The sequence below is a fragment of the uncultured Jatrophihabitans sp. genome (assembly GCF_964251945.1).
GTDB lineage: Bacteria > Actinomycetota > Actinomycetes > Mycobacteriales > Jatrophihabitantaceae > Jatrophihabitans.
This window is the reverse complement of record NZ_CAXULP010000001.1, coordinates 496,361-523,187: the sequence shown is the minus strand read 5'-3', so window position 1 is coordinate 523,187 and position 26,827 is coordinate 496,361. Positions and strand designations below refer to the sequence as shown.

27 protein-coding genes are annotated in these 26,827 nt (G+C 72.6%); 1 reads left to right on the top strand and 26 read right to left on the bottom strand.

Features of this window, described 5'->3' with window-relative positions; translation table 11 throughout:
* Positions 1-32 precede the first annotated feature (32 nt).
* From ACFFBG_RS02370 to lgt, 13 genes are all read right to left on the bottom strand, one after another.
* Complete coding sequence (locus ACFFBG_RS02370) at positions 33-1,169, bottom strand: glycosyltransferase family 4 protein (protein WP_375475220.1); 1,137 nt, start codon at positions 1,167-1,169, stop codon at positions 33-35.
* A gap of 5 nt (positions 1,170-1,174) precedes the next feature.
* Positions 1,175-2,119, bottom strand: a complete 945-nt coding sequence (locus ACFFBG_RS02365) for a phosphatidylinositol mannoside acyltransferase (protein WP_375475218.1) — start codon at positions 2,117-2,119, stop codon at positions 1,175-1,177.
* Positions 2,120-2,130: 11 nt separating this feature from the next.
* Positions 2,131-2,772 carry a phosphatidylinositol phosphate synthase gene (gene pgsA, locus ACFFBG_RS02360; protein ID WP_375475216.1) on the bottom strand — a complete coding sequence of 214 codons (642 nt, stop codon included), beginning with the start codon at positions 2,770-2,772 and terminating at the stop codon, positions 2,131-2,133.
* A gap of 3 nt (positions 2,773-2,775) precedes the next feature.
* On the bottom strand, positions 2,776-4,362 hold the full coding sequence (gene ffh, locus ACFFBG_RS02355) for a signal recognition particle protein (RefSeq protein ID WP_375475214.1): 1,587 nt from the start codon (positions 4,360-4,362) through the stop codon (positions 2,776-2,778).
* Between the two features lie 24 nt (positions 4,363-4,386).
* Positions 4,387-5,151: an SDR family oxidoreductase gene (locus ACFFBG_RS02350; protein ID WP_375475212.1), complete on the bottom strand. Its 765-nt coding sequence runs from the start codon at positions 5,149-5,151 to the stop codon at positions 4,387-4,389.
* A gap of 40 nt (positions 5,152-5,191) precedes the next feature.
* Complete coding sequence (locus ACFFBG_RS02345) at positions 5,192-5,989, bottom strand: SDR family oxidoreductase (RefSeq protein WP_375476209.1); 798 nt, start codon at positions 5,987-5,989, stop codon at positions 5,192-5,194.
* Positions 5,990-6,006: 17 nt separating this feature from the next.
* Positions 6,007-6,972: an LLM class F420-dependent oxidoreductase gene (locus tag ACFFBG_RS02340; RefSeq protein ID WP_375475210.1), complete on the bottom strand. Its 966-nt coding sequence runs from the start codon at positions 6,970-6,972 to the stop codon at positions 6,007-6,009.
* Positions 6,972-7,553 carry a TetR/AcrR family transcriptional regulator gene (locus ACFFBG_RS02335; protein WP_375475208.1) on the bottom strand — a complete coding sequence of 194 codons (582 nt, stop codon included), beginning with the start codon at positions 7,551-7,553 and terminating at the stop codon, positions 6,972-6,974. The genes ACFFBG_RS02340 and ACFFBG_RS02335 overlap by 1 nt, the downstream gene beginning before the upstream one ends.
* Positions 7,554-7,587: 34 nt before the next feature.
* Complete coding sequence (locus ACFFBG_RS02330) at positions 7,588-8,829, bottom strand: acyl-CoA dehydrogenase family protein (RefSeq protein ID WP_375475206.1); 1,242 nt, start codon at positions 8,827-8,829, stop codon at positions 7,588-7,590.
* A 28-nt stretch (positions 8,830-8,857) separates the two neighbouring features.
* Positions 8,858-9,883, bottom strand: coding sequence for a phosphotransferase family protein (locus ACFFBG_RS02325; RefSeq protein WP_375475204.1), 1,026 nt, complete (start codon positions 9,881-9,883; stop codon positions 8,858-8,860).
* Between the two features lie 61 nt (positions 9,884-9,944).
* Positions 9,945-12,089 (bottom strand): MMPL family transporter, encoded by a 2,145-nt coding sequence (locus ACFFBG_RS02320; protein WP_375475202.1) that lies wholly within the window; start codon positions 12,087-12,089, stop codon positions 9,945-9,947.
* A 183-nt stretch (positions 12,090-12,272) separates the two neighbouring features.
* Positions 12,273-12,992 (bottom strand): VIT1/CCC1 transporter family protein, encoded by a 720-nt coding sequence (locus ACFFBG_RS02315; protein ID WP_375475200.1) that lies wholly within the window; start codon positions 12,990-12,992, stop codon positions 12,273-12,275.
* A complete protein-coding gene (lgt, locus tag ACFFBG_RS02310; protein ID WP_375475198.1) occupies positions 12,985-13,929 on the bottom strand; it encodes a prolipoprotein diacylglyceryl transferase in 945 nt (314 codons plus the stop codon). The genes ACFFBG_RS02315 and lgt overlap by 8 nt, the downstream gene beginning before the upstream one ends.
* 34 nt (positions 13,930-13,963) lie before the next feature.
* Here lgt and ACFFBG_RS02305 point away from each other — a divergent pair, with 34 nt between their 5' ends.
* Positions 13,964-14,944: a quinone oxidoreductase gene (locus tag ACFFBG_RS02305; protein WP_375475196.1), complete on the top strand. Its 981-nt coding sequence runs from the start codon at positions 13,964-13,966 to the stop codon at positions 14,942-14,944.
* On the opposite strand, the gene trpA is transcribed toward ACFFBG_RS02305, so the two are convergent.
* The 13 genes from trpA to hisH form a co-directional block, all read right to left on the bottom strand.
* Positions 14,941-15,741 carry a tryptophan synthase subunit alpha gene (trpA, locus tag ACFFBG_RS02300; RefSeq protein ID WP_375475194.1) on the bottom strand — a complete coding sequence of 267 codons (801 nt, stop codon included), beginning with the start codon at positions 15,739-15,741 and terminating at the stop codon, positions 14,941-14,943. The genes ACFFBG_RS02305 and trpA overlap by 4 nt on opposite strands.
* Positions 15,742-15,796: 55 nt before the next feature.
* Positions 15,797-17,068: a tryptophan synthase subunit beta gene (gene trpB / locus ACFFBG_RS02295; RefSeq protein ID WP_375475192.1), complete on the bottom strand. Its 1,272-nt coding sequence runs from the start codon at positions 17,066-17,068 to the stop codon at positions 15,797-15,799.
* A 104-nt stretch (positions 17,069-17,172) separates the two neighbouring features.
* A complete protein-coding gene (locus ACFFBG_RS02290) occupies positions 17,173-17,778 on the bottom strand; it encodes a helix-turn-helix domain-containing protein (RefSeq protein ID WP_375475190.1) in 606 nt (201 codons plus the stop codon).
* 352 nt (positions 17,779-18,130) lie between these two features.
* On the bottom strand, positions 18,131-18,943 hold the full coding sequence (gene trpC / locus ACFFBG_RS02285; RefSeq protein WP_375475188.1) for an indole-3-glycerol phosphate synthase TrpC: 813 nt from the start codon (positions 18,941-18,943) through the stop codon (positions 18,131-18,133).
* An 85-nt stretch (positions 18,944-19,028) separates the two neighbouring features.
* Positions 19,029-19,616 carry a Trp biosynthesis-associated membrane protein gene (locus ACFFBG_RS02280; protein WP_375475186.1) on the bottom strand — a complete coding sequence of 196 codons (588 nt, stop codon included), beginning with the start codon at positions 19,614-19,616 and terminating at the stop codon, positions 19,029-19,031.
* A gap of 62 nt (positions 19,617-19,678) precedes the next feature.
* Positions 19,679-21,178 (bottom strand): anthranilate synthase component I, encoded by a 1,500-nt coding sequence (locus ACFFBG_RS02275; protein WP_375475184.1) that lies wholly within the window; start codon positions 21,176-21,178, stop codon positions 19,679-19,681.
* Positions 21,175-21,531 carry a phosphoribosyl-AMP cyclohydrolase gene (hisI, locus tag ACFFBG_RS02270; RefSeq protein ID WP_375475182.1) on the bottom strand — a complete coding sequence of 119 codons (357 nt, stop codon included), beginning with the start codon at positions 21,529-21,531 and terminating at the stop codon, positions 21,175-21,177. The genes ACFFBG_RS02275 and hisI overlap by 4 nt, the downstream gene beginning before the upstream one ends.
* Positions 21,532-21,555: 24 nt before the next feature.
* Positions 21,556-23,166 carry a sensor histidine kinase gene (locus ACFFBG_RS02265; RefSeq protein WP_375475180.1) on the bottom strand — a complete coding sequence of 537 codons (1,611 nt, stop codon included), beginning with the start codon at positions 23,164-23,166 and terminating at the stop codon, positions 21,556-21,558.
* 25 nt (positions 23,167-23,191) lie between these two features.
* Positions 23,192-23,911, bottom strand: coding sequence for a response regulator transcription factor (locus tag ACFFBG_RS02260; protein WP_375475178.1), 720 nt, complete (start codon positions 23,909-23,911; stop codon positions 23,192-23,194).
* Between the two features lie 98 nt (positions 23,912-24,009).
* Positions 24,010-24,579 carry a hypothetical protein gene (locus ACFFBG_RS02255; protein ID WP_375475176.1) on the bottom strand — a complete coding sequence of 190 codons (570 nt, stop codon included), beginning with the start codon at positions 24,577-24,579 and terminating at the stop codon, positions 24,010-24,012.
* An 84-nt stretch (positions 24,580-24,663) separates the two neighbouring features.
* A complete protein-coding gene (hisF, locus tag ACFFBG_RS02250) occupies positions 24,664-25,467 on the bottom strand; it encodes an imidazole glycerol phosphate synthase subunit HisF (protein ID WP_375475174.1) in 804 nt (267 codons plus the stop codon).
* A gap of 1 nt (position 25,468) precedes the next feature.
* Positions 25,469-26,191, bottom strand: coding sequence for a bifunctional 1-(5-phosphoribosyl)-5-((5-phosphoribosylamino)methylideneamino)imidazole-4-carboxamide isomerase/phosphoribosylanthranilate isomerase PriA (priA, locus tag ACFFBG_RS02245; protein WP_375475172.1), 723 nt, complete (start codon positions 26,189-26,191; stop codon positions 25,469-25,471).
* A 30-nt stretch (positions 26,192-26,221) separates the two neighbouring features.
* Entirely contained in the window at positions 26,222-26,824 is a 603-nt protein-coding gene (hisH, locus tag ACFFBG_RS02240) for an imidazole glycerol phosphate synthase subunit HisH (RefSeq protein ID WP_375475170.1), read from the bottom strand.
* Positions 26,825-26,827 lie beyond the last annotated feature (3 nt).

Sequence of the window (26,827 nt, the reverse complement as noted above, 5' to 3'; positions counted from 1 at the left end):
GTCCGCAGATGCTAGGCGAGCCGGCCCGCACGTCAGGTCGGCGCACCGGCGCCGGCGATGGCCAGCTCATAAACCCGCAGCACTTCGCCGACGATCACCGACCAGTCGAACGGCGCGACGGCGGTCCGGCCGGCGGCGGTCAGCCGTTCGCGCAGCGCCGCGTCGTCGAGCACCTCGACGAGCGTGCGGGCGAGCGCGGCCGAGTCACCCGCCGGGAACCGCCGTCCCGCCATGCCACCGCCGAGCACTTGCCGGAACGCCTCGATGTCGCTGGCCACGATGGCCGTCCCCGCGGCCATCGCCTCGAGCAGGATCACCCCGAAGCTCTCCTGACCGGTGTTCGGCGCGCAATAGACGTCGACGCTGCGCAACAGGCGCTGCTTGTCCTCGTCGCTGACCTGGCCGAGCAGGTCGATCCGCTCCGCGACGCTCGGCGGCAGGTCGGCCACGAACTCCTCCGCGTCGCCGCGGCCGGCGACGAGCAGGCGCAGGTTCGGCCGGCTCGGCGCGAGCGCCTCGATCGCGTCGACGAGGACGTCCATGCCCTTGCGGGACTCCTCGTAGCGGCCGACGAAGCCGATCGTGCCGCCGGCGGGGTCGGCCGGCCGGGGAAACCCGTCGAAGGGCCTGGCCTGCGCGAAGTGCGACACCGCCACGCCGTTCGGGATCACCACGGCGTCGCCGCCGAGGTGCTCGACGATCACCTGGCGCGCCGCGGCCGACACCGCGATCCGTCCGGAGATCTTCTCCAGGAACGGCTGCAGCACGGTGTCGAACATCGACAGGAAGCGCGAGCGCGCGGTGGCGATGTGGAAGGTGGCCACCAGCGGGCCGTCGTGGATCATGCATGCCAGCAGCGACAGGCTGGGCGGCGCCGGCTCGTGCACGTGCACGACGTCGAACGCGCCGTCGCGCAGCCACCGGCGTACCCGCGCAGCGGCGACCAGGCCGAACTGCAGGTGCGCGACCGAGCCGTTGTACGGGATGCGCACCGCGGCCTTGCCGGCGACGACCACGTAGGGCGGCAGGCCCGGCATGTCGTCCTCGCCAGGCGCCAGGACGGACACCTCGTGGCCGAGCTCGATGAGTTTCTCGGCGAGGTCGCGCACGTGGGTCTGCACCCCCCCGGGGATGTCCCAGGAGTACGGGCAGACGATGCCGACGCGCATCGCGCTCAACTCCCGGGGGCGGGGGCAGCCTCCGCCGAGCGCGCGGGCGCGCGGGGCGGCAGGTCGGCCAGCCACAGGCGCTGCAGCATGTGCCAATCCGCCGGCCGGGCGGCGATCCCGGCCGCGAACGAGTCGGCCATCAGCTGGGTGCCCGCCACCACGCGGTCGCGCAGCCGGCCCCCGGGCGGCGCCTCGATCGGGGGGCTGACGGTGTGCGCCCACTCGTTGTCGGCCGGGAAGTAGGAGTGGACGGTGTGCAGGCTGGCGCCCGTCATCGCCGCCAGCAGCGCAGGACCTGCTGGCATTCGGGTCGGCTCGCCGAAGAACTGCACCTCGACGCCGTTGCGGGACAGGTCGCGGTCGGCGAGCAGGCAGACGACGCGGTTGGCCCGCAACCGCTCGACGAGCACCTCGGTCGGCGGCCGCTCGCCGCCGGTGAGCGCGAGCACCTCCATGCCGAGGCTCTCCCGGTAGGCGACGAAGCGGTCGAAGACCGAGGCCGGCTTCAGCCGCTCCGCGACGGTCGTGAACGGCCCCTGCCGGCTGACCAGCCAGATGCCCGACGCGTCCCAGTTGCCGGAATGCGGCAGCGCGAGGACGACCCCCTTGCCGCGCTCGAGGCTCTCGTCGATCAGCCGCAGGCCCGCGCCGTTGCGCTCGAAACTCGCCGCGACCGCGGCGTGGTCCATCGTCTCGAGCCGAAACGTCTCCAGCCAGTAGCGGGAGTAGGAACGCAGCGCGTCGCCGACGAGCCGGTCCATCCGCAGCTCGGACATCTCAGGCCCCACGACCCGGCGCAGGTTCTTGCGCAGCTGGCGGGTCCCCGCGCCGTTGCGGACGGCGGCGGCGTCGGCTGCGGCGCGGAACGCGCGGGCCGACATGACCGGCGGCAGGGCCTTGACCGCGCTCCAGCCGGCGGAGTAACCGGCGCCCATCGCGCGGTCGCGCACCCCGTCGAGCATCAGGCGTCAACCCGCTGCTGCCGCGCCCGAACACGCTCCTGCGACTGCCGATAGACCGTCGCGAAGCGCTGGCCCACGGTGATCGTGGAGGCCGCGACGAGCAGCCACAGCGCGCCGGCGAGCACATACGGCAGCCGCAGCCCCGGGAAGCCGGTCAATCCGGTGCCGACGAGCACGATGATCAGGCGCTCGGCGCGCTCGGCGATGCCGACGGTCGCGGTCAGCCCGGCGCCTTCCGCCCGGGCGCGGATATAGGACGTCAGGGTGCCGAGGATCAGGCACAGCAGCGCCGCGAGCAGCATCCAGCGCTGGCCGTGCAGCGCGAAGTACCAGGCGATCGTCGCGAACACCGCCGCGTCGACGACGCGGTCGCAGCTGGAGTCGAGCACCGCGCCGAACGCCGAGCCGCGCCCGCCGGCCCGGGCCACCGCGCCGTCCACCATGTCCAACATCGCGAACGCCCAGATGATCAGGGTGCCGGCGAAGAACCACCCGCGCGGGAAGCAGACCAGCGCGCCGGCCACCGCGCCGACGGTGCCGACCACGGTGATCGCGTCCGGCGTCACCCCGGCTCGCGCCAGCCTCGTCCCGAGCGGCGTCAGGCCGCGGGAGATCGCGGCGCGGGCATGGATGTTGAGCACCCGCTACTGCTTCGGCAGCTTCAGCTTGGACAGGTCGGGCAGCTCCATGCCCGGCGGCAGGCCAGCCGCGCCCGGGCCGGCGCCCATCCCGCCCAGCCCGCCCGGGCCGCCCATCCCGCCGAAGCCCGGCGGCAGGCCGGCGGGCAGCCGCGGCTGGGTCGGCCGGCCGGCGTTGCCCTTCTTGCCCTTCTTGCCCTTGCGGGTGTTCTTCGAGGACTTGGTGGCGCTGCGCTTGCGCATGCCGGGCAGGCCCATCCCGCCGAGCTGGCCCATCATCTTGCGGGCCTCGAAGAACCGGTCGACGAGCTGGTTGACGTCGCTGACCTTCACCCCCGAGCCGTTCGCGATGCGCAGCCGGCGCGACCCGTTGATGATCTTCGGGTTGTCCCGTTCGGCGGGCGTCATGCCGCGGATGATCGCGGCGGTGCGGTCGAGGTCGCGGTCGTCGATCTGCGCGATCGCGTCCTTCATCTGCCCCATGCCGGGCATCATCCCGAGCAGGTTGCCGATCGGGCCCATCTTGCGGATCGCCTGCAGTTGAGCGAGGAAGTCCTCGAGGGTGAACTGGTTGCCGGCGGCCAGCTTGGCCGCCATCGCCTCGGCCTCGTCTTCGTCGAAGTGCTGCTGCGCCTGCTCGATCAGGGTGAGCATGTCGCCCATGCCGAGGATGCGCGAGGCCATCCGGTCGGGGTGGAAGACGTCGAAGTCCTCGAGCTTCTCGCCGTTGGACGCGAACATGATCGGCTGGCCGGTCACCTCGCGCACCGACAGCGCCGCGCCGCCGCGGGCGTCGCCGTCGAGCTTGGTGAGCACCACGCCGGTGAAGCCGACGCCGTCGCGGAACGCCTCGGCGGTGTTGACGGCGTCCTGGCCGACCATCGCGTCGACGACGAACAGCACCTCTTGCGGGTCGACCGCCGCCCGGATGTCGGCGGCCTGCCGCATCATCTCGGCGTCGACGCCCAGCCGCCCGGCGGTGTCGACGATGACCATGTCGTGCTGGGCGCGGCGGGCGAAGTCGATCGAGTCCCGGGCGACCCGCACCGGATCGCCAGACCGGGCCGAACCGGCCGCCGGCTCGGCGGCGCCGCCGGCGTTGCCCGGGTGCGGCGCGTAGACCTCGACGCCGGCGCGCTGGCCCACCACCTGCAGCTGGTTGACGGCGTTGGGCCGCTGCAGGTCGCAGGCCACGAGCAGCGGCGTGTGGCCCTGAGCCCGCAGCCAGCGGGCCAGCTTGCCGGCGAGCGTCGTCTTGCCCGCGCCCTGCAGGCCGGCGAGCATGATCACCGTCGGCGGCTGCTTCGCGTACTGCAGCCGTCGGGTCTCGCCGCCGAGGATCTGGACGAGCTCGTCGTTGACGATCTTGATGACCTGCTGCGCCGGGTTGAGCGCCTTGCTGACCTCTTCGCCGCGCGCTCGCTCCTTCAGCCGGGCGATGAACTCGCGCACCACCGGCAGCGCGACGTCCGCCTCGAGCAGCGCGATGCGGATCTCGCGCGCCGTGGCGTCGATGTCGGCCTCGGACAGCCGTCCCTTGCCGCGCAGGTTGGTGAAGACCGCGGACAGGCGATCGGACAGCGTGTCGAACACGACGGCCAGCCTACTGGCCGCGGCTCACAGCAGGCCGCGGCCGCCGTCGACGTAGATGACCTGGCCGGTGACGTAGCCGGATTCCTCGCCGGCGAAGAACGCCACCGTGTTCGCGATGTCGTCGGGGACGCCGCCGCGGCGCACCGGGACGGCCTTGGCCACCGCCTCGCGCATCGCCTCGATAGTGGTGCCCGTGCGCTCGGCGGTCGCCTTCGTCATCGCCGTCTCGATGAATCCCGGCGCGATCGCGTTGGCGGTGACGCCGAACTGGCCCAGCTCGATCGCGAGCGTCTTGGTCAGGCCCTGCAGGCCGGCCTTCGCCGTCGAGTAGTTCGCCTGGCCGCGATTGCCCAGCGCGGACGTCGAGGACATGCAGACGATCCGGCCGAACTTCGCCTCGACCATGTGCTTCTGCGCGATCTGGCTGCACAGGAACGCGCCGCGCAGGTGGACCTCCATGACGGTCGTCCAGTCGTCGTCGGTCATCTTGAACAGCAGGTTGTCGCGCAGCACGCCGGCGTTGTTCACCAGGATCTGCAGGCCGCCGAACTCGCCGACCAGCTGGTCGACCGCCGCCTGCACCTGGTCGCGCTTGGACACGTCCGCGCCGAGGCCGATCGCCGCGCCGCCGGCGGCGGTGATCTGCTCGGCGACGGCCTGCGCGGCCGATTGCTGCAGGTCGAGGACGCCGACTTTCGCGCCGTCCGCGGCGAGCCGGGCGGCGATGGCCGCGCCGATCCCCTGGGCTGCGCCGGTCACCAACGCGACGCGGCCGTGCACTCCTGGCATGGGTGTTCTCCTCTGTTGTTTCTAAGGCTCTGTAGGTCTTCTAGGACGAGTTGTCGACGAGTCGCCGAACGCCGGCGAGCCAGCGATCCGGGTCGGACGCCTTCTGCGCCCAGAACGTACCGACCTGCGGGTGCGGCAGGATCAGGAACCTGCCGTCGGCGAGCCCGGCGACGACGTCGTCGGCCACCTGCTCGGCGCTGACGATCTCGCCGGACGCGGCGACCGCTCGCGCGCCCGGGTCGCCGGCCGCGAGCGGGTCCATCAGCAGCGGGGTGGCGACGCCCATCGGGCACAGCACGCTGACCCCGATGCCCCGGCCGCCGTAGGTGACCGACAACCACTCCGCGAACGCCACCGCGCCGTGCTTGGTGACCGCGTACGGCGCGTCGCCGGGCGAGGTCAGCAGGCCGGCCGCGGACGCCGTCTGCAGCAGCCAGCCGCGGCCGCGCTCGAGCATCGCCGGCAGCACCGCCTGCGCGGCAAAGACGTGCGCCATGACGTTGATCGCCCACGCCCGGGCCCACAGGTCGGCGGGGTCGTCGAAGTTCGCCGCGCCGACGCCGGTGGTGATCCCGGCATTGGAGCAGAACAGGTCGATCGCGCCGTCCCGGGCGAGAGTGCGCTCGACGAGCGACGCGATGGCGGCGCGGTCGGCGACGTCGACCTCTTCGGCGACGGCTGCCTCGCCGATCTCCTCGGCGACTGCGCGGGCGCCGTCGAGGTCGCGGTCGGCGACGACCACCGACCGCGCGCCGTCGGCGGCGAAGCGGCGGGCCAGCGCCGCGCCGATGCCGCTGGCGGCGCCCGTGATCACGACGACCGAGTCGCGCACATCCATGGTCGGCACTCCCATCGTCAGCTCCGTCCCAGCCTGCGCAGCAGATCCGCGTCCGGCGGGCCGCCCGGTGTCGGCGCCAACGCGACGACGGGGGTTGTGACGCCGGCGTCGGCATAGGCCTGCACCTGCTCGCGGCAGGACTCCGGCGAGCCGTGCAGCACCAGCTCGTCCACGACGTCGTCGGGCACTGCGGCCGCCGCGGCCTTGCGGTCGCCCGCGGCCCACGCCTCCTGCATCGGCCGCAGCTTCTCACCGCGGCCGAGCCAGTCGTGGAACGCCGCGTACGCGGGCACGGTGAGGTAGGACGAGATCAGCAGCCGGCCGACGTTGCGCGCGTGCTCGGCGTCGTCAGTCGGGCAGACGAAGATCCGCGCGACCACCTCGGCGGCCGGGTTCTCGATCGCCGCGACGCACTGGCCGACGTCCGTGCTCGCCAGCCAGTTCAGGATCGCGCCGTCGGACTCGCGGCCGGCCAGACGCAGCATCTGCGGGCGCAGCGCAGCGAGCACGACCTTCGGCGGCTGCGCGGGCGCCTGCGCCAGCTTGAACCGCGAGATCGTGAACGAGTCGAACTCGCCGTCCACCCGCTCCCCCGCCAGCGCCGCCCGCACGAAGCGCAGCACGTCCCGGCTGCGCCGGTAGGGCTCGTCGTAGGCGATGCCGTTCCAACCGCCGACGATCACCGGGCTGGACGCGCCGAGGCCGAGCACGAAGCGGCCGGGGGCGGCGGCCGCGAGCGTCGCGGCGGACATCGCGATCAGCGCCGGCCCGCGGGTGTAGACCGGCACGATCGCGGTGCCGAGCCGCAGCGTCGGCGCCCAGACCGACGCCAGCGCCAGCGGGGTGAAGGCGTCGGTGTCGTTGGTCTCGGCCGACCAGATGTCGGTGTAGCCGAAGTCGGGCAGCGCGCGGATCAGCTCCGCGTGCTCGCGCAGCGCGACACCGGGCAGCGGGATGGTCAGGCCCCAGCGCGGGTCGGTCATCAGTCTTTCTCCAGCGCCGCGAGGACGAGGTCGGCCAGGCCGGCGGCGAGCTGCGCCGGCCTCTTGCGGCCGTTCGGCCGATACCAGAGCGGCAGCTCGTTGACGAAGCCGAAGATGGTGAAGGTGACGATGTCGGCGGGCACGTCGGCGGCGAACTCGCCGCCGGCCTGGCCGTCGCGCACGAGGCGCTGCACGAGGTCGTGATAGCGGCGGCGCGCACGCCGGTACTCGGCCGTGCGCTCGTCGCCGAGCTTGTTCAGCTCGCGCCAGAACACCAGCGCCGGCCGGGCGCTCGCGGCGGTGGACTCGACGAGGTCGGCGATCAGCGCGCGCAACGTCTCGGCCGCGGGCCGCCGGCGCCGCACGATCTGCTCCGCCGCGTCGAGCTGGCGGCTGATCAGATCGCCGTAGACCTCGTAGAGCAGCGCCTCCTTGCTGACGAAGTGGTGGTAGAAGCCGCCCTTCGCCACCCCGGCCCGGGTGATCACCTGGGTGACGCTGGTGCCGTCGTAGCCCTGCTCGGCGAACAGGTCGACGGCGGCGTCGAGCACACGCTGCTTGAGCGTCGCAGTCGATGTCATCGGCGCTGTCATTGGTTCGCTCCGCAAGCGTCGCTCATCGCGGCACGTGCTTGTGCAGCTCCTGGCGGGCCATCGTGCGCAGGTGCACCTCGTCCGGGCCGTCGGCCAGGTGCAGCGTGCGCAGCTGCGCCCAGGCCTCGGCGAGCGGGGTGTCGGAGGAGACGCCGGCCGCGCCGAACACCTGCACCGCCCGGTCAAGGACCCACGACGCGGCACGCGGGGCGGCGACCTTGATGCCGGCGATCTCGCTGCGGGCGTTCTTCGCGCCGACGGTGTCGATCAGCCACGCCGCGTTGAGCACGAGCAGCCGCGCCTGGTCGAGCGCCAGCCGGGACTCGGCGATCCACTGCTGCACGACGCCGTGCGAGGCGATCGGCGAGCCGAAGGTGGAGCGGGACGCGGCGCGCTGCACCATCAGCTCGAGCGCCCGCTCGGCCACGCCGAGGGAGCGCATGCAGTGGTGGATGCGGCCGGGGCCGAGGCGCGCCTGCGCCATCATGAAGCCGCCGCCCCGCGGGCCGAGCAGGTTCTCCCGCGGCACCCGGACCTGGTCGTAGTGGATGACCCCGTGCCCGCCATGCGGCCCGTCGTCGTAGCCGTACACCGTCGTCGAGCGCTCGAGGGTCACACCCGGCGTGTCGAGCGGGACGAGGATCATCGAGTGCCGCGCGTACTTTGCGCCGTCCGGGTCGCTGACGCCCATGACGATCGCGATCTTGCACTCGGGCCGCATCGCCCCCGTCGACCACCACTTGCGGCCGTCGACGACGAAACTGTCGCCGTCGAGGGTGATCGTGGTGGCGATGTTCGCGGCGTCCGAGGACGCGACGTCCGGCTCGGTCATCGAGAAGCACGAGCGGATCTCGCCCTCGAGCAGCGGGCCCAGCCACTGCGCGCGCTGCTCGTCGGTCGCGAACATGTCCAGCAGCTCCATGTTGCCGGTGTCCGGCGCTGCGCAGTTCATCGCCTCCGGCGCGATCGCGAGCGAGCGGCCGGACAGCTCCGCGAGCGGCGCGTAGTCGACGACCGACAGTCCGGCGCCGCCGTTCCCGGTGGCGTTCGAGGAGCGCGGCAGGAACAGGTTCCACAGCCCCTGCCGCCGCGCCTCGGCCTTGAGGTCGGCGAGGATCGCGGGCGTGCGGAACGGCGTGCCGGCCGCCCGATTGGCCGCGGCCTGCTCCTCAAAGGCGTGCTCGGCCGGGTAGACGTGCTCGTCGAGAAAGGCCGCGACCTGCTTCTGCAGCGCCTGCGACCGCTCGCTGTGCGCGAAGTCCATGCTTGTCTCCTCGAGGGTCGAACCGGGATCAGGCCTGCGTGGCCAGCGAGCGCAGCGCCGCCTGCAACAGGGCAGGCACTCCGGCGCCGAAATGGGCGAAGCCCTCGCCGACGGTCTTGCCGGCGAGAAAGCGGTGGTGGATGCCCTCGGCGACGACGGCCAGCTTGAAGTAGCCGAAGCCGATGTACCACTCGAGCGCCGCGAGGTCGCGCGGCGAGCGCTCGGCATAGAGCGCGACCATCTGCCGCGCGGTCAGGAAGCCGTTCTCCGGGCTCATCCGCGGCATGATCATGTCGCCCTGCTGCGCCAGATCTTGATAGACGACGAGCAGGCCGAGATCAGTGAGCGGGTCGCCGAGGGTGGCCATCTCCCAGTCGACGACCGCGGCGATCCGGTCCACCGCAGGCGTGAACATGACGTTCGTGAGCCGGTAGTCGCCGTGCACGACGCCGGGCGCCGATTGGGTCGGCAGCTGCGCCTCGAGCCGCTCGACGGTCTGCGCCAGCTCGGCCAACGGCCGGGTCTGCGAGGCGTCCCACTGCTGGCGCCAGCGGCGCACCTGCCGGGCGAGGAAGCCCTCGGGCCGGCCGAAGTCGGCCAGCCCGACCGCCGCGGGATCGGTCTCGTGCAGCGCCACCAGCGTGTCGACCAGCAGCTCGCAGCAGCGGGTCGCGTCCTGCGCCGGCAGCTCGGCGAGCAGCGCGCGTTTGTCCAGCACGACGCCGTCGACGAACCCCATTAAGTAGAACGGCGCGCCGAGCACCGCGGGGTCGGCGCAGAGCGCGACCGGCTCGGCCACCGGCACCGCGGTGCCGGCAAGCGCGCTGATGACCCGGAACTCGCGGACCATGTCGTGCGCGGTCGGCAGCACGTGCGCGAGCGGCGGCCGGCGCAGCGCCCAGGTGCTCGCCCCGTCGGTGACGCGGTAGGTGAGATTCGACTTCCCGCCGGCGATCACCTCGCCGGCCAGCCCGCCCTGCCGCAAACCCGGCCGGACCTCGTCGAGCCAACGGGACAGGACGTCGAGGTCCACTCCGGGCAGCGTTGCCGTCACGTGGCCGACCCTAGGGACCGACCGGTCGGTCGGTCAACAGCGCAGTGCGGGTATGGCGCCGTCACACCGGTTCGGCGACGGCAGAGCTCCGCTTCGGTTCCACGCGCGCCCGCGAGGGCTGCACCCGCAGCACCTTCGCCAGCACGTCCGGCAGGTACCAGTTCCACCGGCCGAACAGCGACACCAGCGACGGCACCAACAGCGATCGGACGATCGTCGCGTCCAGCAGGATGCCGACGCCCAGCCCGGTGGCGAGCGTCTTCAAGTCGGTGCCCGGCCCGGAGGCCAGCGCGGCGAAGGCGAGGAACAGGATCAGCGCCGCGCAGGTGACCAGCCGGCCGGTGCGCCCGACGCCCTCGATGACCGCCTCGTCGGTGGACATCGAGCCGTCGTACTCCTCACGCACCCGGGACAGGATGAACACCTCGTAGTCCATCGAGAGCCCGAACAGGAACGCGAACACCATCAGCGGGATCCAGAACGTCACCGCCCCGGTCGCGTGGATGCCGAAGATGGCTTCCGACCCGTGGCCGTCCTGCCAGAACAGCACCATGACGCCGAGCGTCGCCCCGAGCGACAACAGGTTCAACAGGATCGCCTTGATCGGCAGCAACAGCGACCGGAACGCTCGCACGAGCAGCAGGAACGTCAACACCGCGATCACCAGCAGCATCAGCGGGAAATTGCCGTACACCGCGTTCAGGAAGTCGATCTGCGCAGCGCCGACGCCGCTCACGCCGTGCACCGCGTCGTTGCCCTTCACCTCGGCGGTGATCCGGCGCACCACGTCGACGCTCTTGGAGTTGACGGTCTCCTGCGTCGGCAGCACGACGACGACGGACCGGCCGCCGCGATTGCTGGTGGCGCCGGTCGGGGCGACGGCGGTGCGCACGCCCTCGACCTTGCGCAGGTCGGCCGCGACGGCGCCCGCCTGGTCGGTGTCCACCAGCACCTCGACCGGCGTCAGCACGCCGGTGGACACGCCGCCGCTCTTCAGCGTCTGCAGCGCCTGGTAGGCCGGCCCGCTCTTGGCCAGCGAGTCGGACGACGCGAGCCCGATCTTGATCCCGAACAGCACCCCGACGAGCACGCCCAGCACCGCGAGCGCGGCCACCGCGGAGATCCAGCGCCGGCGCACGACGGCCCGCGCCCAGCCGCTCCACGCCTTGCTGGCCCGGCTCTCCCGCCGGATCCGCGGCCAGTCGACGCGCGGGCCGATGCCCCCGAGGATCGCCGGCGTCAACGTCAGCGTCGACAGCACGCTGGCCAGCGGGATGAGCGCCCCGCCGTAGCCCATGCTGCGCATGAACGGCACCGGCAGCACGATCAGCGCGAGCAGGCCGATGGCCACGGTGACCCCGCTGAACAACACCGCGTGCCCGGCGGTCTCCATGGCCACCACGACGGCGTCGTGGTTCTCCCTGCCGTGGTCGCGTTCCTCGCGCCATCGGGTGACGAACAGCAGCGAGTAGTCGATGGCGACGCCGAGGCCGACGAGCGCGACCAGGAACTGCACGATGAACGAGACGTCGGTCAGGTAAGTAATCGGCAGCAGCAGAATGAACGTCGCCAGGATCGACGCGGCGGCCACGATCAGCGGCAGGAACGCCAGGAACGAGCCGAAGACGAAGGCGAGCACGGCCAACGCGCCCACCGCGCCCAGCAGCGTCTCGCCGAGCACGCCCGGGCCGCTGTCGTCGCCGCCGGTCGCGAGCGCGTCCTCGCCGGTGACGCCGACCGTCGAGCCGGCCGGCTTGGCGGCATTCGCGGCGCGCTCGATGGCGGACGTCGGGAGCTTGGCGCTCGGGTTCGAAAGCGACCGGTAGAACACGAGGGCGTAAGCCGTCCGGCCGTCCTTCGTGCGGAATGCCTTGTCGCCGGTGTTGCTCTCGGACACGGCCCGCAGGCCCGGCTGGGCCTTGGTGATGGCGGCGAATGTGCCGGCCACCGCCTGCGGGTCGTCGGCCACCGTGCGGCCGGCCGGCAGCGTCACGGTGACGATGAACGGGCTGGTGTCCCCGCCATTGCCGACGAGCTCCTTGATGCGGTGCGCGGCGTCGCTGCCGGGCTGGCCGGGCAGCGAGAAGTCGACAGTCAGGCGATTGCTGACGGTGCCGGCGCAGGCGATGCCGCCGACCACCACCAGGCCCCAGATCGCGACGATCAGCTTGCGATGGCGCAGCACGAACTCGGCCCAACGACGCATGGTCGGCCCCCTGTGATCGGACGGAAGGTCAGCGGCACGTTAGCGCTGGGCGCCGACATCAGTCAGGATTCTGGCACGAGCCTTCGGCGAGTCGCCCCGGCGATTGTCTCCCCCGCGACTTGTCCTCGCTTCCGCGGCGAATAGCCCGCCGAAGCGCGGACAACTTTCTCAAGATGACGGGGGTCAGCCGGTCGTGGCGTGGAACAGCGACCCGACGCCGTAGGTCACCGCCGCCGCCAGCGCGCCCAGCAGCAGCTGCCGCAGCCCCGAATAGAGCCAGTCGCGGCTGGTGAACCTCGAGGTGATCGCGCCGGAGGAGAACAGCATGGCGACCGCGAGCACGCCGGACACCCACAGCGACGTCGCGCCGAGCAAGTACGGCAGCAGGGGCAGGAACGCCCCGACGCTGAAGGACAACAGGGACGACCCCGCCGCCACCCACGGGCTCGGCAGCAGATGCGGGTCGATGCCGAGCTCCTCCTGGGCGTGGATGCGCAGCGCCTGGTCCGGGTCGCGCGACAGCTGACGCGCCACCTCGTCGGCCAGCCGCGGGTCGACGCCGCGGGCGACGTAGGTCTGCGCGAGTTCGCGCTGCTCGGCCGCCGCGTTGTGCTCCAGCTCGTGGCGTTCGACGTCCAGTTCGGATTGCGCCGACTCGTTCTGGCTCTGCACGGAGACGTACTCGCCGGTGGCCATCGAGAACGCGCCGCCGACCAGGCCGGCGAGCCCGGCCAGCGAGACGCTCGACGCGGACGCCGACGCCCCTGCCACACCGGCGATGAGCGCGAAGTTCGAGACGAGGCCGTCCATCATCCCGAAGACGGTGGGCCGCAGCCAGCCGCCACTGACGTCGCGATGCTCGTGGTGGATCTCGCCGCCGAGCGCCTCAGTTGCCTCAGCCATCGGTGCTCACCTGCTCGGTCGGCGGCGCGGCGTCGGCGGCGTCAGCGGCGCCGTCCTCGGCGCGGTACGCGGATCTCTCGCGCTGAGCGCGGAAGCCGCCGTGGGTCAGGAACCAGGCGAGCGCGAGCAGGAAGACGACCAGGCAGGTCCAGTCGTTGAGCCGGACCCCGAGGAACTGGTTGGCGTGGTCGATGCGCAACGCCTCGATCCAGGACCGGCCGGCGGTGTAGCCCATCGCGTAGAGCGCCAGCACGTTGCCGCGGCCGAGCCGCAGCCGTCGGTCGAGCAGGATCAGCGCGACGCCGAGCGCGACGTCCCACAACGACTCGTACAGGAATGTGGGCTGGTACAGGTGCGCGAGCGTCGTGGCGCCGGCGCGGCACATCTCGCCGCCGGACGCCTGCCCACCGGCCTGCGCATGGCCGACGTCGATGTTCAAGCAGTGGATCTGCAGACCCCACGGCAACGAGGTTGGGCCGCCGTACAGCTCGTTGTTGAACCAATTGCCCCACCGGCCGATGCCCTGCGCGAAGACGACGCCCGGGATCGCAGCGTCGGCGAACACGGCGAGCTTGATCCCCCGCCGTCGGCAGCCGATCCACGCGCCGACGCCGCCGAGCGCGATGGCCCCCCAGACGCCGAGTCCGCCGTCCCAGATCTTGAAGGCGTCAAGGGGATGGCGGCCCTTTTCGAAATAGAGCTCCGGGTCGGTGACGACGTGGTATAGCCGGCCGCCGATGATGCCGAGCACGATCGCCCAGCCGCCGACGTCCCACACGTGGTCGGGGTTTCCGCCGCGCGCCGCGAAGCGGCGGGTGGTCAGCCAGACGGCGACGAGGATGCCGAGCACGATGCACAGCGCGTAGGCGCGGATCGGCAACGGTCCGAGATGCCAGACGCTGCGCGTCGGGCTGGGGATCGAGGCGAGCACCTGCACGCGATCACGGTAGCTGGAGCCCTAGATTTGCCCGATGGCAGACAACATGCGCGCGGCGGTGGTCACCCGGTTCGGCGGGCCCGAGGTGGTCGAGGTGCGCGACGTGCCGCGGCCGCGTCCAGGTCCGGGCGAAGTGCTGCTCGAGGTCCTCGCGTCCGGCGTGAACTTCGCCGACGTGTATCGCCGCGAGGGCCGCCGTCCTGGCCAGCCGCCGTTCACGCTCGGCACGGAGTGCGCGGGACGCGTCGTCGAGGTGGGCGCCGGCGTCGGTGACGTCGCGCTCGGCGACCTCGTCGTGACGGCTCGGTCGGCCTCCGGCACGCACGCGCAGTACGCGGTGCTCGCCGCGGACGCCGTGGTGCCGGTGCCCGCCGGTGTGAGCGCCGAGCTCGCGGCCGCGGCGATCCTGCAGGGCATGACCGCGCACTACCTGGCGGCGTCGACGTTCCCGCTGCAGCCGGGGCACGTCGCGCTCGTGCACGCGGCGGCCGGCGGTGTCGGGCAGCTGCTCAGCCAGCTCGCCGTCGCGCGCGGCGCCCGGGTGATCGGCGTCGTGGGCGCGGCGGGGAAGGCGCAGCCGGCGCACCACGCCGGAGCGGTCGACGTGCTCGTCCAGGACGAGGTCGACGATCTCGCGGCGGCAGTCCGGGAACTCGCCCCGGGCGGGGTGGACGTCGTCTACGACGGCATCGGGCAGGCGACGTTCGAGGCGTCGCTCGCGGCGCTGCGCCCGCGGGGGACGCTCGCCCTCTATGGCATGGCGAGCGGGCCGGTGCCCCCGTTCGACCTGCAGCGGCTCAACAGCGGGTCGCTGTACGTCACCCGCCCCGCCCTCGGGGACTACATCGCCGACCGCGACGAGCTGCTCTGGCGGGCCGGCGACGTGCTCGGCGGGGTGGCGGACGGATCGTTGCGGGTGTCGGTCGGCGGTCGCTACGCGCTCGACGACGTGGGGCGCGCCTACGCCGAGCTGGAGAGCCGGCGCTCCACCGGCAAGCTGCTGATCGTCCCCTAGCTCGCGCCCCGCACGCCGGCCGCGAGCTCGCCGGCCAGCACGCCCAGGGCGGCCACTCCCCCGGCGTCGGGTGAGTCGAGCAGCCGACGGACGAGGGCAGACCCGACGATGACGCCGTCGGCGAACGCCGCGATCTCCGCGGCCTGCGCGCCGGTCGAGACGCCGAGCCCGACGCAGACCGGCAGGTCGGGCGCGAGCGCGCGAACCCGCCCGACGAGCGTCGCCGCCGCGCCGCTCACGCTGTCCCGGGCGCCCGTGACGCCCATGACCGCGCTCGCGTACACGAAGCCGCGCGACGCCGCGACGGTCGACACGATCCGCGCGTCGGTCGAGCTCGGCGCGACGAGGAAGATCCGGTCCAGGCCGGCCGCGTCGGTGGCGGCGAGCCAGGGCGCCGCCTCGTCCGGGATCAGGTCGGGAGTGATCGCGCCGGACCCGCCGGCGGCGGCGAGATCGGCGGCGTACCGGTCGACGCCGTAGCGCTCGACCTGATTCCAGTACCCCATCGTGACGGCGGCCGCGCCGGCCGCGGCCACCGCGGCCACGGCGCGCAGGGCGTCGCCCACGCCGACGCCGGCCCGCACCGCCTGCTCGGTCGCCTGCTGGATCGTCGGGCCGTCCATCACCGGGTCGCTGTAGGGCACGCCGACCTCGACGACGTCCACGCCGTTGTCGACGAGCGCGCGCATCGCGTCGATCGACACGTCCACCGAGGGATAGCCGACCGGCAGGTAGCCGATGAGCGCGGCGCGGCCGTCGGCCTTCGCCTTGGCCAGCGCGTCGGACAGGGCGGTCATGGGGTGCTGCCGAGAACGTGGGGCGTTCGGTGCGCAGCGTTCTCGCGGGGTGTGCTCACGGCTCGACGCCTTCCGGCGCGCCTGGTTGGGCCCCCTGCGCCTGCGGCTCGGCCGGCGCGAGGCCGAACCAGCGCGACGCCGTCTCGACGTCCTTGTCGCCCCGGCCGGACAGGTTGACCAGGATGATCGCGTCCGGGCCGAGCTCGCTGCCGAGCCGCATTGCGCCGGCGAGCGCGTGCGCCGACTCGATCGCCGGGATGATGCCCTCGCTGCGGCACAGCAGCGAGAACGCCTCCATCGCCTGCGCGTCGGTGATCGGCCGGTATTCGGCGCGGCCGATGTCATGCAGGTAGGCGTGTTCTGGGCCGACTCCGGGGTAGTCGAGCCCGGCGGAGATCGAGTGGGACTCGACGGTCTGCCCGTTGTCGTCCTGCAGCAGATAGGACCGCGCGCCGTGCAGCACGCCAGGCGCGCCGCCGGTGATCGACGCGGCGTGCCGGCCGGTCTCGACGCCGTCGCCGCCGGCCTCGAAGCCGACCAGCCGGACGCCCTGGTCCGGCACGAACGCGGTGAAGATGCCGATCGCGTTCGACCCGCCGCCGACGCACGCCGCCACGACGTCCGGCAGCCGGCCGCAACGCTCGAGCACCTGGGCGCGCGCCTCGTCGCCGATCACCCGCTGGTACTCGCGGACCATCAGCGGAAACGGGTGCGGGCCGGCGACGGTGCCGAACACATAGTTGGTGGTGTCGACGTTGGTCACCCAGTCGCGCATCGCCTCGTTGATCGCGTCCTTCAGGGTGCGCGAGCCGGTGCTGACGGGCACGACCTCGGCGCCGAGCAGGCGCATGCGGGCCACGTTGAGCGCCTGCCGACGGGTGTCCTCCTCGCCCATGTAGACGACGCAGTCGAGCCCGAGCAGCGCCGCCGCGGTGGCGGTGGCGACGCCGTGCTGGCCGGCGCCCGTCTCGGCGATGACCCGTTTCTTGCCGATGCGCTGGGTGAGCAGCGCCTGGCCCAACACATTGTTGATCTTGTGCGAGCCGGTGTGGTTGAGATCCTCGCGCTTGAGCAGGATGCGGGCGCCGCCGGCGTGCTCGGCGAATTTCGGCACGTCGGTCAGCGGCGACGGACGGCCGGTGTAGTCGCGTTGCAGGCGGGTCAGCTCGGCGCGGAACGCCGGATCTGCCTGCGTCTCGTGAAAGGCGGCGGTGAGCTCGTCGATCGCCGCGACAAGGGCCTCGGGGACGAACCTGCCGCCGTAGGCGCCGAAGTGTCCGGTGGCGTCGGGCGCAGTTGCGGGCAGAGACGTGCTGGTGCTGGACATGCGAGCTCCTGGCGGGAGGGGAACGGGCGGCGCACGGCGGTCAGCCGTGCCATCGCCCCTCGACGCCGCGCTCCGTCTGCATGCCCGTGACAATACCGGCCCGCTCAACCGGGCAGGCCTCGCTGGTCCTCCCAGTCCGGTTTCCGCCCACGCGGCCAGGTCGGTTTCGGCGCGTGGCGGTATCGGGCGACCCGCACCTCCCACCGGCTCAGAAGGCGCAGATGGTCGCGGTACGCGCGGTCGCGCCGGAACGTCTCAGGTGGACTGGTCAAGCCGTAGACGTCGGCCCACCATTCGCCGTACTTCGGATCCAGAATCGTGTCCAGATGAGCCGGGAACCGTCGACCGGCGAGATCGCCGATGTCGCGCCACACCTCAAGCGGGATCACCAGCCGGCCGCTCGGATCGACCACGACGATCTCGAAGTTGGCGGCGTGCAAGATCCGCTGGAGCACGTCGAGGGACGGGCTCATCGCGCCCTTCTCGATGTGCGCAACCGTGGCGGCGCTGACCTTGGCATGGCGTGCGAGCTCGCGCTGGCTGAGGTCGGCAGTTCGACGGACGCGGCGCACGAGGCCGGACAGCGGGAATCGGCCGAGCATCGTCTCCTGCTTATCGGTGGAGCCGGTCTCGCTGGTCTGATCGCGCTCGCCCGCTGGCTCGGTGTCACCCGCTTGGCCGGCGTCGCCCGCGCCGCTGGTTTCTTCCATGCGGGTGACGCTCGCACATTCGGCGCGGCGGCTTAGGAAATTCACTACTCCTGTGGACGACCGGCTCGGCTGTCCACAGGACGTTGCGTCGCGCCATTCAGGGACGTGGGTGCGCGGGCGATTTGCTCTGCTCATTGACAGTAAGCGCCGCAGTGAGAACAGCCTGCGCATCGCACAGCGTCGCGTCGCGCTTCGTCAGAGTGAGCAGAGCAAATCGCGGGCCGACCCCCACCCCTTGCACTTCGCGGCGCGCCGCGCTTCGTCACAGTGAGCAGAGCAAATCGCGGCCGAACCCCAACCCCTCCGGGCAATAGGGCGGCTTGAATGGTCGCCGACAGGGCCAGAGCCGCTGTCAGCGCGAGGCGCGCGGCGTGGCGGGATGGGCGCCGGCCGTGACGAGGTCCGCGACCGCCTGGCGCGGGTTCGCGCCCGTCACCAACGTCTCGCCCACCAGCACCGCGTCGGCGCCGGCCGACGCGTACTCGATCAGGTCGAGCGGGCCGCGCACGCCGGACTCGGCGATCTTGACGACGTCGGTGGGCAGCCCGGGCGCGATGCGCTCGAAGGTGAACCGGTCGACCTCGAGCGTGCGCAGGTTGCGGGCGTTGACGCCGATCACCCGGGCGCCGGCGTCGAGCGCGCGGGACGCCTCGTCCTCGGTGTGGACCTCGATGAGCGCGGTCATGCCGAGGGATTCGATGCGCTCGCGCAGCCCGATCAACGCGTTCTGCGCGAGGGCGGCCACGATGAGCAGCACGACGTCCGCGCCGTGCGCGCGCGCCTCGTGCACCTGGTAGCTGCCGAGGACGAAGTCCTTGCGCAGCACCGGAATGCGCACCCGGGCGCGGACGGCGTCAAGATCGTCGAGCGAGCCGCCGAAGCGCCGCTGCTCGGTGAGCACGCTGATCATCCGAGCGCCGCCGCCCTCGTACTGCGCGGCCAGCGCGGCCGGGTCGCCGATCTCGGCCAGAGCGCCTTTCGACGGGCTTCGGCGCTTCACCTCGGCGATCACCCCGACCCCCGGCGCACGAAGAGCGGCCAGGCCGTCCTGGGCCGGCGCGGCGAGGGCCGCCTGCTCCCGCACGGTGTCGAGCGGCACGGCCGACTGACGGGTCGCGACGTCCGCTCGGACACCCGCGACGATCTCGTCCAGCACGCTCGCCACCGGATCGGCCTCCCGTCGATGTCGTGCCCGAACAAAGGGTAACGAGCGCGACACCCGCGCAGGCACCCGGGTCGGAATCGTCAGGTCAGCCGGTCGGGTCCTCGCCGCGGTCGAGGGCGGACCACAGGGCGGTCGACGCCCTCGACGTGTCGCGCTGCGGGTCGGCCGGCCGCTCGTAGCGCGCGGACATCGCCTGCCATGCCGCGCCCCGCCACGCGACCAGCGCGCCGGCGATCGCGACGAGGACGCCGCACACGACGGTCAACGCCGGCCACGCCGCGCTCGTCGCCACCCGCGGCGCCGCGCCGCTCCCGGTGACGCTCGCGTGCTGGGCGCGCACGATCGCGGCGGCGCGCGAGGCGCTGACCGCGGCGGCCGCCGACAGCGCCCGCCAGACCAACGCGGCGCCCGCCAGCAGGAGCACGGCGCCCACCGCCCGCCGCGCGACGCCCTTGGTCGCCAGCACCGCGACGACGCCGGCGAGCGCGACGAGCGCGAGCGCGGTCGGCGCGGCGTCGACAGTGCGGCCGGACACCGAGGTGGCGACGTCCGGCAGCGGCGTCGGCCGTGGCGTGATGATCGTCTGCCACGTGCGGGACGCGATCAGCAGCGCGCCCGCTGCGCCGAGCACATTGACCAGCAGCGCCACGGCGGCCTCGCCCCACCGCCTCACGACTTCATCGCCACACCGCCGCATCGCCTCACGACAAGCATCGCCTCACGACAAGCATCGCTTCACGACAGCGTGCGCAGCGTCTCGGCGGTGGCGATCGCCTGCAGCACGGCGCGCGCCTTGTTACGGGTCTCCAGGTCCTCGAGGGCGGGCACGCTGTCGGCCACCACGCCCGCGCCGGCCTGGACGTAGGCCGTGCCGCCGGTCATGATCGCGGTGCGGAAGCAGATCGCCATGTCGATGTCGCCGGCCGGGCCGAAGTAGCCCAGCGCGCCGGAGTAGATGCCGCGACGGACCGGCTCGAACTCGTCGATCAACTCCATCGCGCGCACCTTCGGCGCGCCGGTGACCGTGCCGTGCGGGAAGGCGGATTTGAACACGTCGAAGGCGTCGAGATCGGCGCGGACCTCGCCGGTCACCGTCGAGACAATGTGCGACACGTTGCTGTAGCGCTCGACCGCGCCGAACTCGACGACCTGCACCGAGCCGGGCGCGCAAACCCGGCCCAGGTCGTTGCGGGCGAGATCGACGAGCATGACGTGCTCCGCGCGCTCCTTGGGGTCGTTGACGAGCTCCTGCACCAGTTCGGCGTCGCGCTCGGGCGTCTCGCCGCGCCGGCGGGTCCCGGCGATGGGGTGGATCGTCGCCTCCCGCCCGTGCACGGTGACCAGCGCCTCCGGGCTGCTGCCGACGATGTCGACGTCGTCGAGATGCAGGTAGTACATGTACGGGGACGGGTTGAGCGTGCGCAGCACCCGGTACACGTCCAGCGGGTCGGCCGCGGTGGACACCGCGAAGCGCTGGCCCGGCACGATCTGGAACACCTCGCCAGCGCGGATCGCCTCGATCGACAGCTCGACGATCCGCTCGTACTCCCCCGGCCCGCATCGCGACGCCGCCGGCTTGGGCGCGACCGCGGACAACGTCGCGACGGTCGGCGGGGCGGCGGTGGCGAGGTCGGCCTGCATCGCGTCGAGCCGGGCGACCGCGTCGGCGTGCGCGGCGGCGATCTGCTCGGCGCCCATGTCCGGGTGCAGCAGCGCGTTCGCGATCAGCACGACCGTGCACTCGTGGTGGTCGACGGCGGCGAGATCGGTGACGAGCAGCATCGTGAGCTCGGGCAGCCCCAGGTCGTCGACGGCCTTCTCCGGCAGCCGCTCGATGCGGCGCACCACGTCATATCCGAGGTAGCCGACGAACCCGCCGGTGAGCGGCGGCAGGCCGGCCAACCGCGGTCCGGTGAGCGCGCGCCACGCGGCGCCGAGCACCTCCAGCGGATCGCCGTGCGTCGGCAGCCCGGCCGGCACCACGCCCGTCCATGAAGCCTGCCCGTCGCTCGCCGACAGCGCGGCGACTGCGCGGACGCCCACGAACGACCAGCGCGAGAACGAACGACCGGGCTCGGCCGACTCGAGCAGAAAGGTGCCGGGCCGGCCGGCGGCCAGCTTGCGGTAGACGCCGACCGGGGTCTCGGCGTCGGCGAACAGCGTGCGGGTGACGGGCACGAGCCGGTGCGTCGCGGCCAGCTCGGCGAGCTCGGCCGCGGTCAGCGATTCGCTCACGTCAACAGCCCGCCCGCGTCGAAGCAGCTGTGCTCGCCGGTGTGGCATGCCGGGCCGAGCTGATCGACCTTCACCAGCACCGCGTCGCCGTCACAGTCCAAGCTGACCGACTTCACGCGCTGCGTGTGCCCAGACGTCTCGCCCTTCACCCAGTACTGCTGCCGCGAGCGCGACCAGTAGGTGGCGCGGCCGGTGGTGAGCGTGCGATACAGCGCCTCGTCGTCCATCCAGCCGACCATCAGCACCTCGCCCGAGTCGTGTTGCTGCACGACGGCGGCCACCAGGCCGGCTGCGTCGCGCCTGAGCCGGTCGGCGATCTCCGGCGCGAGGTCCGACGGCGCGCGCGAGGTCATGGCAGCGATTGTGCCGAACGCGTCCTAATCAGTGGCCGGCGGAAGCCAGACGACCGCCGTGCTGCCGCCCTCGACCGAGCTGTCGAAGCGGACCGTGCCGCCATGCGCGCGCACGATCGCCGCGACGATCGACATGCCCAGCCCGCTGCCGCCGCGCGATCGAGTGCGCGCCTTGTCGGCTCGCCAGAACCGCTCGAAGACGTGCGCCGCCTGTTCGGGCGGCAGGCCCGGGCCGCCGTCGCGCACCGCGACGACGACCCCGCCGGCGTCGGCGAACGTGCGGACGGCGATCGGGCGCTCCGGCGCGGTGTGCACCGCGGCGTTGGTCACGAGGTTGCGCACGACCCGGACCAGCTGGTCCCGATCGCCGAGCACCGCCGGCACCGGACCGATCTCCTCCGCGGTGATCAGCCGCCCGGGGAACGCCGCGCGGGTGCCGGTGACGACGTCGTCGAGCAACGGCCCGAGATCTATCAGCTCGGGGTCGACGGGCCGTGCCCCGTCGGTCTCTCCGCGGGCGAGCAGGAGCAGGTCGTCGACCAGGCGCGACATCCGAGTGCCTTCGGACTCGATCCGGTCGAGGTTGTCGTCGTTCGCCTCGCCGCCGCCCGCCACCCGCTGCATCCGGGCGAGCTCGGCGAACCCGCGGATCGAGGTCAACGGCGTGCGCAGCTCGTGCGAGGCGTCGGCGAGGAACTGCCGCATCCGCTGCTCACTCGCCAACCGCGCCGCGAACTGGGTCTCGACGGCCGCGAGCATCGTGTTGAACGACTCGGCGAGCTGGCCGACTTCGGAGCCCTCGTCGGCCACCGGCACCCGTCTGTCCAGGCCGGTGCCGGTCGGCGACAGCTCCGCTGCGACCTCCTGCGCCGTGCCGGTCACGCGATACAGATTGCGCAGGCTGTGCCGCACGCCGAGGTAGGTCGACGCGAACGCGAGGACGATCGCGCCCAGGCCGATGACCAGCTCCACGGTGAGCAAGTTGCCCAGCGTGTCGTCCCGCTCCTCGGTCGACAGGCCGGTGACGATGACCAGCTGGGGACCGAACTGACGCGGGGCGCTCGCTGTCACGCGCAGGTCGTAGGCGCCTTGGCTGACCGCGATGACCCGATTGGGATGCGCCACGAGTTCGGCTCGTTGCGCGCGGGAGAGCGTGAGCGCGTTGAGCGGCCCGGACTGGATGCTCGCGGCCACGGAGCCGTCCGCGTTGAGCAGCGCGACCCACTCGGGCAGCGACTGCGACGGGCCGGTCGGCGTCGGACAGGTGACCTCGGTCGAGGTCGAGGACCCTTGGCAGTGTTCGAAGTAGGCGGCGTTGCGCCCGGCCGTGCTGATCACCTGCTGGTTGAGCCGGTCGTCCAACGACGACCGCAGCGCCACATAGGTGATCGACCCGATCGCGCAGACCAGGAAGAGCACCAGGATGACTACGCCCGAGACGAGGCGCGCGGTCAGGCTGCTCGGCCAGAACCGTCGGCGGCGCGCGGCCGCCTGCGGCGGGGCGGCCTGGGCGCCGGGCGATGGCCCGGACCCGACGGACCCGACCGCCACGACGGCCGATTCAGGGGGCGCGCCGTCGTACGCCGGCGGCGATGGCGGCGGCGCCTCCTGCGGCAGGAACTCGACGCCGCTCACGGCGACGAGGTCAGGTGCGGGTCGCTCACGCGCGCGGCGCCTTGATGACGTAGCCGGCGCCGCGGATGGTGTGAATCAGCTTGGGCTCGACGTTGTCGACCTTCTTGCGCAGGTAGCCGATGTAGAGCTCGACGATGTTCGACTGGCCCTGGAAGTCGTACTTCCACACCCGGTCGAGGATCTGCGTCTTCGACAGCACCACCCGCTCGTTGCGCATCAGATAGCGCAGCAGCTCGAACTCGGTGGCGGTCAGGTGCACCTCGACGCCGGCCCGGGCGACCTCGTGGCTGTTCTCGTCCAGCTCGAGGTCGGCGACGGTGAGCACGCCATCGCGGCCGCTGTCCGGCGCCGACCGGCGCAGCACCGCGTGCACCCGGGCGAGCAGCTCCTCGATGCTGAACGGTTTGACGACGTAGTCGTCGGCGCCGGCGCGCAGGCCGACGATCCGGTCGCTGGCGGCGTCGCGCGCGGTGAGGAAGATGACCGGCACCTGGGAGCCCGCGGCGCGCAGGTTCTGCAGCACGCCGAGTCCGTCGATCCCCGGCATCATGACGTCGAGCACGATGAGGTCGGGGTCGAGTTCGGCGACCTTGGCGAGCGCGGTGCTGCCGTTGTCGGCGGTGACGGTGTCGAAGCCGTCGAAGCGCAGGGCGGAGGACACGAGGTGCGTGACGTTGTCCTCGTCGTCAACGACGAGGACACGTCGCTTGGTGCTGGTCGAGGTGCTCACGGTCGCTGCGCTCATCCGTTTGTCTCCCACGCTCGGCTTGGATATTGCTGTGCTCATCCTGAGGGGAGTGGCTGTGCTTGCTGTGGGTGTTTCCTGTGCACAGGGTAGGCAGGTCAGGAGCGGGGCGGGGTGGCCGGCGCAGTAGTCGGCGTCGCGTCAGAGACCGCGGCGGACCCGGCCGGCATGCCCGCCGAGCCCGGGCTGCGCTTGCGGCGCAGCGCCGTCAGACCGGGCGTGGCCGGCCGATCCGGCCCGAACGGCCAGGCAGTGCGGTAGTACGGCCATGCCTGCGGCCAGAACACGCACACCAGCGCGGCGACGCAGACCAGGAAGACCACGATCGAGATCGTCCGGCCGCCCTTCGTCGCGTCGATGGCGAAGTCGAGCGACGCGGCCAGCATGGCGAGCTGGACGACCGCGAACAGCCAACGGCGCCGGCCGCTCATCGCCCACAGCAGGGCGACCAGCTCGACGGCGAAGATCACCGCAGCGATGATCCCGGCGATGAACTCGCCGTTCTTGCTGTCGGTGATGTCCGGCGGGACGACCGGGTGCACCGAGCCGTGGACGAGGAACATGACCGCGTAGATCGCGACGAACGGGACGGGCACCGTGCCCAGTGCCACCGCCGCGACCACCACTCCCGGCGCGGGGCCTGAGTCGTAGTCGTCGTCGTCTCGCACAGCGTCGCCCTCCTCGCGCGCCGGAAGCGGCGCGTACGAATTATGCCCCGGCTGCTCGCGGAGCAGCTCAGGACGCGCCTGGGCTCAGCGGACGACCACGCCCGCCGCCCGCAAGCTGTCCTTCACCGCGCCGACCGTCAGCTCGCCGAAGTGGAACACGCTGGCGGCCAGCACCGCGTCCGCGCCGGCGGCCACCGCGGGCGGAAAGTGCTCGGCCGCGCCGGCGCCACCGCTCGCGATCACCGGCACGGACACCGCCGCGCGCGCCAGCCGCAGCAGCTCGAGGTCGAAGCCGTTCTTCGTGCCGTCGGCGTCCATCGAGTTCAGCAGGATCTCACCGGCGCCGAGCTCCGCGGCCCGGCCGAGCCACTCGATGGCGTCGATGCCGGTGCCCTGCCGGCCGCCGTGCGTCGTCACCTCGAACCCGCTCGCGGTGGGTCGCCCGGCCGCGGGCGCCCGCCCGGCCGCCGGCGCCCGGCGGACGTCGGCGGACAGCACGAGCACCTGGTTGCCGAAGCGCCGGGCGATCTCGGCGATCAGCTCCGGACGCGCGATCGCGGCGGTGTTCACGCCGACCTTGTCCGCCCCGGCGCGCAGCAGCGCGTCCACGTCCTCGACCGACCGGACGCCGCCCCCGACGGTGAGCGGGATGAACACCTGCTCGGCGGTCCGGCGGACGACGTCGTAGGTGGTGGCCCGGCCGGCCGAGGAGGCGGTGATGTCGAGGAAGGTCAGCTCGTCGGCGCCCTGCTCGTCGTAGCGGCGCGCCAGCTCGACCGGGTCGCCCGCGTCGCGCAGCCCGGCGAAGTTGACGCCCTTGACGACGCGCCCGGCGTCCACGTCCAGGCACGGGATCACCCGGACGGCCAGCCCGGTCGCCAACACCATGTCACTCTGCCACGGCCGCGAGCGCTTCGGGCAGCGTGAACGCCCCGGCGTAGAGCGCCTTGCCGACGATCGCGCCCTCGACGCCGACTTCGGTGAGGGTCGCGATCGCGCGTAGATCGTCGAGTGAGGAGACTCCCCCGCTGGCGACCACCGGCGCGTCGGTGACCGCGCAGACCTCGCGCAGCAGCTGCAGGTTCGGCCCGGTCAGCGTGCCGTCGCGGCGCACGTCGGTGACGACGTAGCGGGCGCAGCCGTCGGCGTCGAGCCGGGCGAGCGTGGCCCAGAGATCGCCGCCGTCCTGGGTCCAGCCGCGGGCGGCCAGCGTCGTGCCGCGCACGTCCAGCCCGACGGCGATCTTGTCGCCGTGCCGCGCGATCGCGCTGCGCACCCAGTCCGGCGACTCGAGCGCCGCCGTGCCGAGGTTCACCCGCGCCGCGCCGGTCGCCAACGCGGCCTCGAGGGAGGCGTCGTCGCGGATGCCGCCGGACAGCTCGACCGCGACGTCGAGGCGGCTCACCACTGTGCCGAGCAGGTCGCGGTTCTCGCCCCGGCCGAACGCGGCGTCGAGGTCGACCAGGTGAATCCACTCCGCGCCGTCGCGCTGCCAGGCGAGCGCCGCGGCGAGCGGGTCGCCGTAGGAAGTCTCGGTGCCGGCCGCGCCCTGCACCAAACGCACCGCGGCCCCGTCCGCGACGTCGACCGCGGGCAGCAAGATCAGCGTCACCGCGCCGCCGTCGTCATGGCGCCCAGATTGTCACAGCGTCGCCAGCCAATTCTCGAGCAGTTGCGCGCCGGCGTCGCCGGATTTCTCCGGGTGGAACTGGGTGGCGCTGACGAGACCGTCCTCGACGGCGGCGACGAACGGCTCGCCGTGGGTCGCGCGCGAGATCAGACCCGACGCGTGCCGCGCCGCGTACGAGTGCACGAAGTAGAACCGGGTGTCCGCGGCCATGCCGGCGAACAGCTTGCTGCCCGCGGACACGTCGACGGTGTTCCAGCCCATGTGCGGCAGGATCGGCGCGGCCAGCCGCTCGACCCGGCCGGGCAGCAGCCCGAGACCCTTCGACTCGACGCCGTGTTCGACGCCGGCGGTGAACAGCACCTGCATCCCGACGCAGATGCCGAGCACCGGGCGCATCGCGCGCAGCCGCGCCTCGATCGCGGGGCCCGCGCCGATCGCGTCCAGGCCCGCCATGCAGGCCGCGAAGGCGCCGACGCCGGGCACCACCAGCCCGTCCGCGTCGAGCGCGGCGGCGGTGTCGGCGGTGACGTCGACCTCGGCCCCGACGCGTTCGAGCGCGCGCTGCGCCGAGCGCAGGTTGCCCGACCCGTAGTCGAGCACGACGACCTTCTGCACGCC

What these genes read in the sequence shown, in the direction of transcription:
- ACFFBG_RS02370 (WP_375475220.1), bottom strand. Translation starts at nt 1,169, where the DNA reads ATGCGCGTCGGCATCGTCTGCCCGTACTCCTGGGACATCCCCGGGGGG.
- ACFFBG_RS02350 (WP_375475212.1), bottom strand. Translation starts at nt 5,151, where the DNA reads ATGCCAGGAGTGCACGGCCGCGTCGCGTTGGTGACCGGCGCAGCCCAG.
- ACFFBG_RS02345 (WP_375476209.1), bottom strand. Translation starts at nt 5,989, where the DNA reads ATGGATGTGCGCGACTCGGTCGTCGTGATCACGGGCGCCGCCAGCGGC.
- ACFFBG_RS02340 (WP_375475210.1), bottom strand. Translation starts at nt 6,972, where the DNA reads ATGACCGACCCGCGCTGGGGCCTGACCATCCCGCTGCCCGGTGTCGCG.
- ACFFBG_RS02335 (WP_375475208.1), bottom strand. Translation starts at nt 7,553, where the DNA reads ATGACATCGACTGCGACGCTCAAGCAGCGTGTGCTCGACGCCGCCGTC.
- ACFFBG_RS02330 (WP_375475206.1), bottom strand. Translation starts at nt 8,829, where the DNA reads ATGGACTTCGCGCACAGCGAGCGGTCGCAGGCGCTGCAGAAGCAGGTC.
- ACFFBG_RS02320 (WP_375475202.1), bottom strand. Translation starts at nt 12,089, where the DNA reads ATGCGTCGTTGGGCCGAGTTCGTGCTGCGCCATCGCAAGCTGATCGTC.
- ACFFBG_RS02315 (WP_375475200.1), bottom strand. Translation starts at nt 12,992, where the DNA reads ATGGCTGAGGCAACTGAGGCGCTCGGCGGCGAGATCCACCACGAGCAT.
- ACFFBG_RS02305 (WP_375475196.1), top strand. Translation starts at nt 13,964, where the DNA reads ATGGCAGACAACATGCGCGCGGCGGTGGTCACCCGGTTCGGCGGGCCC.
- trpA (WP_375475194.1), bottom strand. Translation starts at nt 15,741, where the DNA reads ATGACCGCCCTGTCCGACGCGCTGGCCAAGGCGAAGGCCGACGGCCGC.
- trpB (WP_375475192.1), bottom strand. Translation starts at nt 17,068, where the DNA reads ATGTCCAGCACCAGCACGTCTCTGCCCGCAACTGCGCCCGACGCCACC.
- ACFFBG_RS02290 (WP_375475190.1), bottom strand. Translation starts at nt 17,778, where the DNA reads ATGGAAGAAACCAGCGGCGCGGGCGACGCCGGCCAAGCGGGTGACACC.
- hisI (WP_375475182.1), bottom strand. Translation starts at nt 21,531, where the DNA reads ATGACCTCGCGCGCGCCGTCGGACCTCGCGCCGGAGATCGCCGACCGG.
- ACFFBG_RS02260 (WP_375475178.1), bottom strand. Translation starts at nt 23,911, where the DNA reads ATGAGCGCAGCGACCGTGAGCACCTCGACCAGCACCAAGCGACGTGTC.
- hisF (WP_375475174.1), bottom strand. Translation starts at nt 25,467, where the DNA reads ATGGTGTTGGCGACCGGGCTGGCCGTCCGGGTGATCCCGTGCCTGGAC.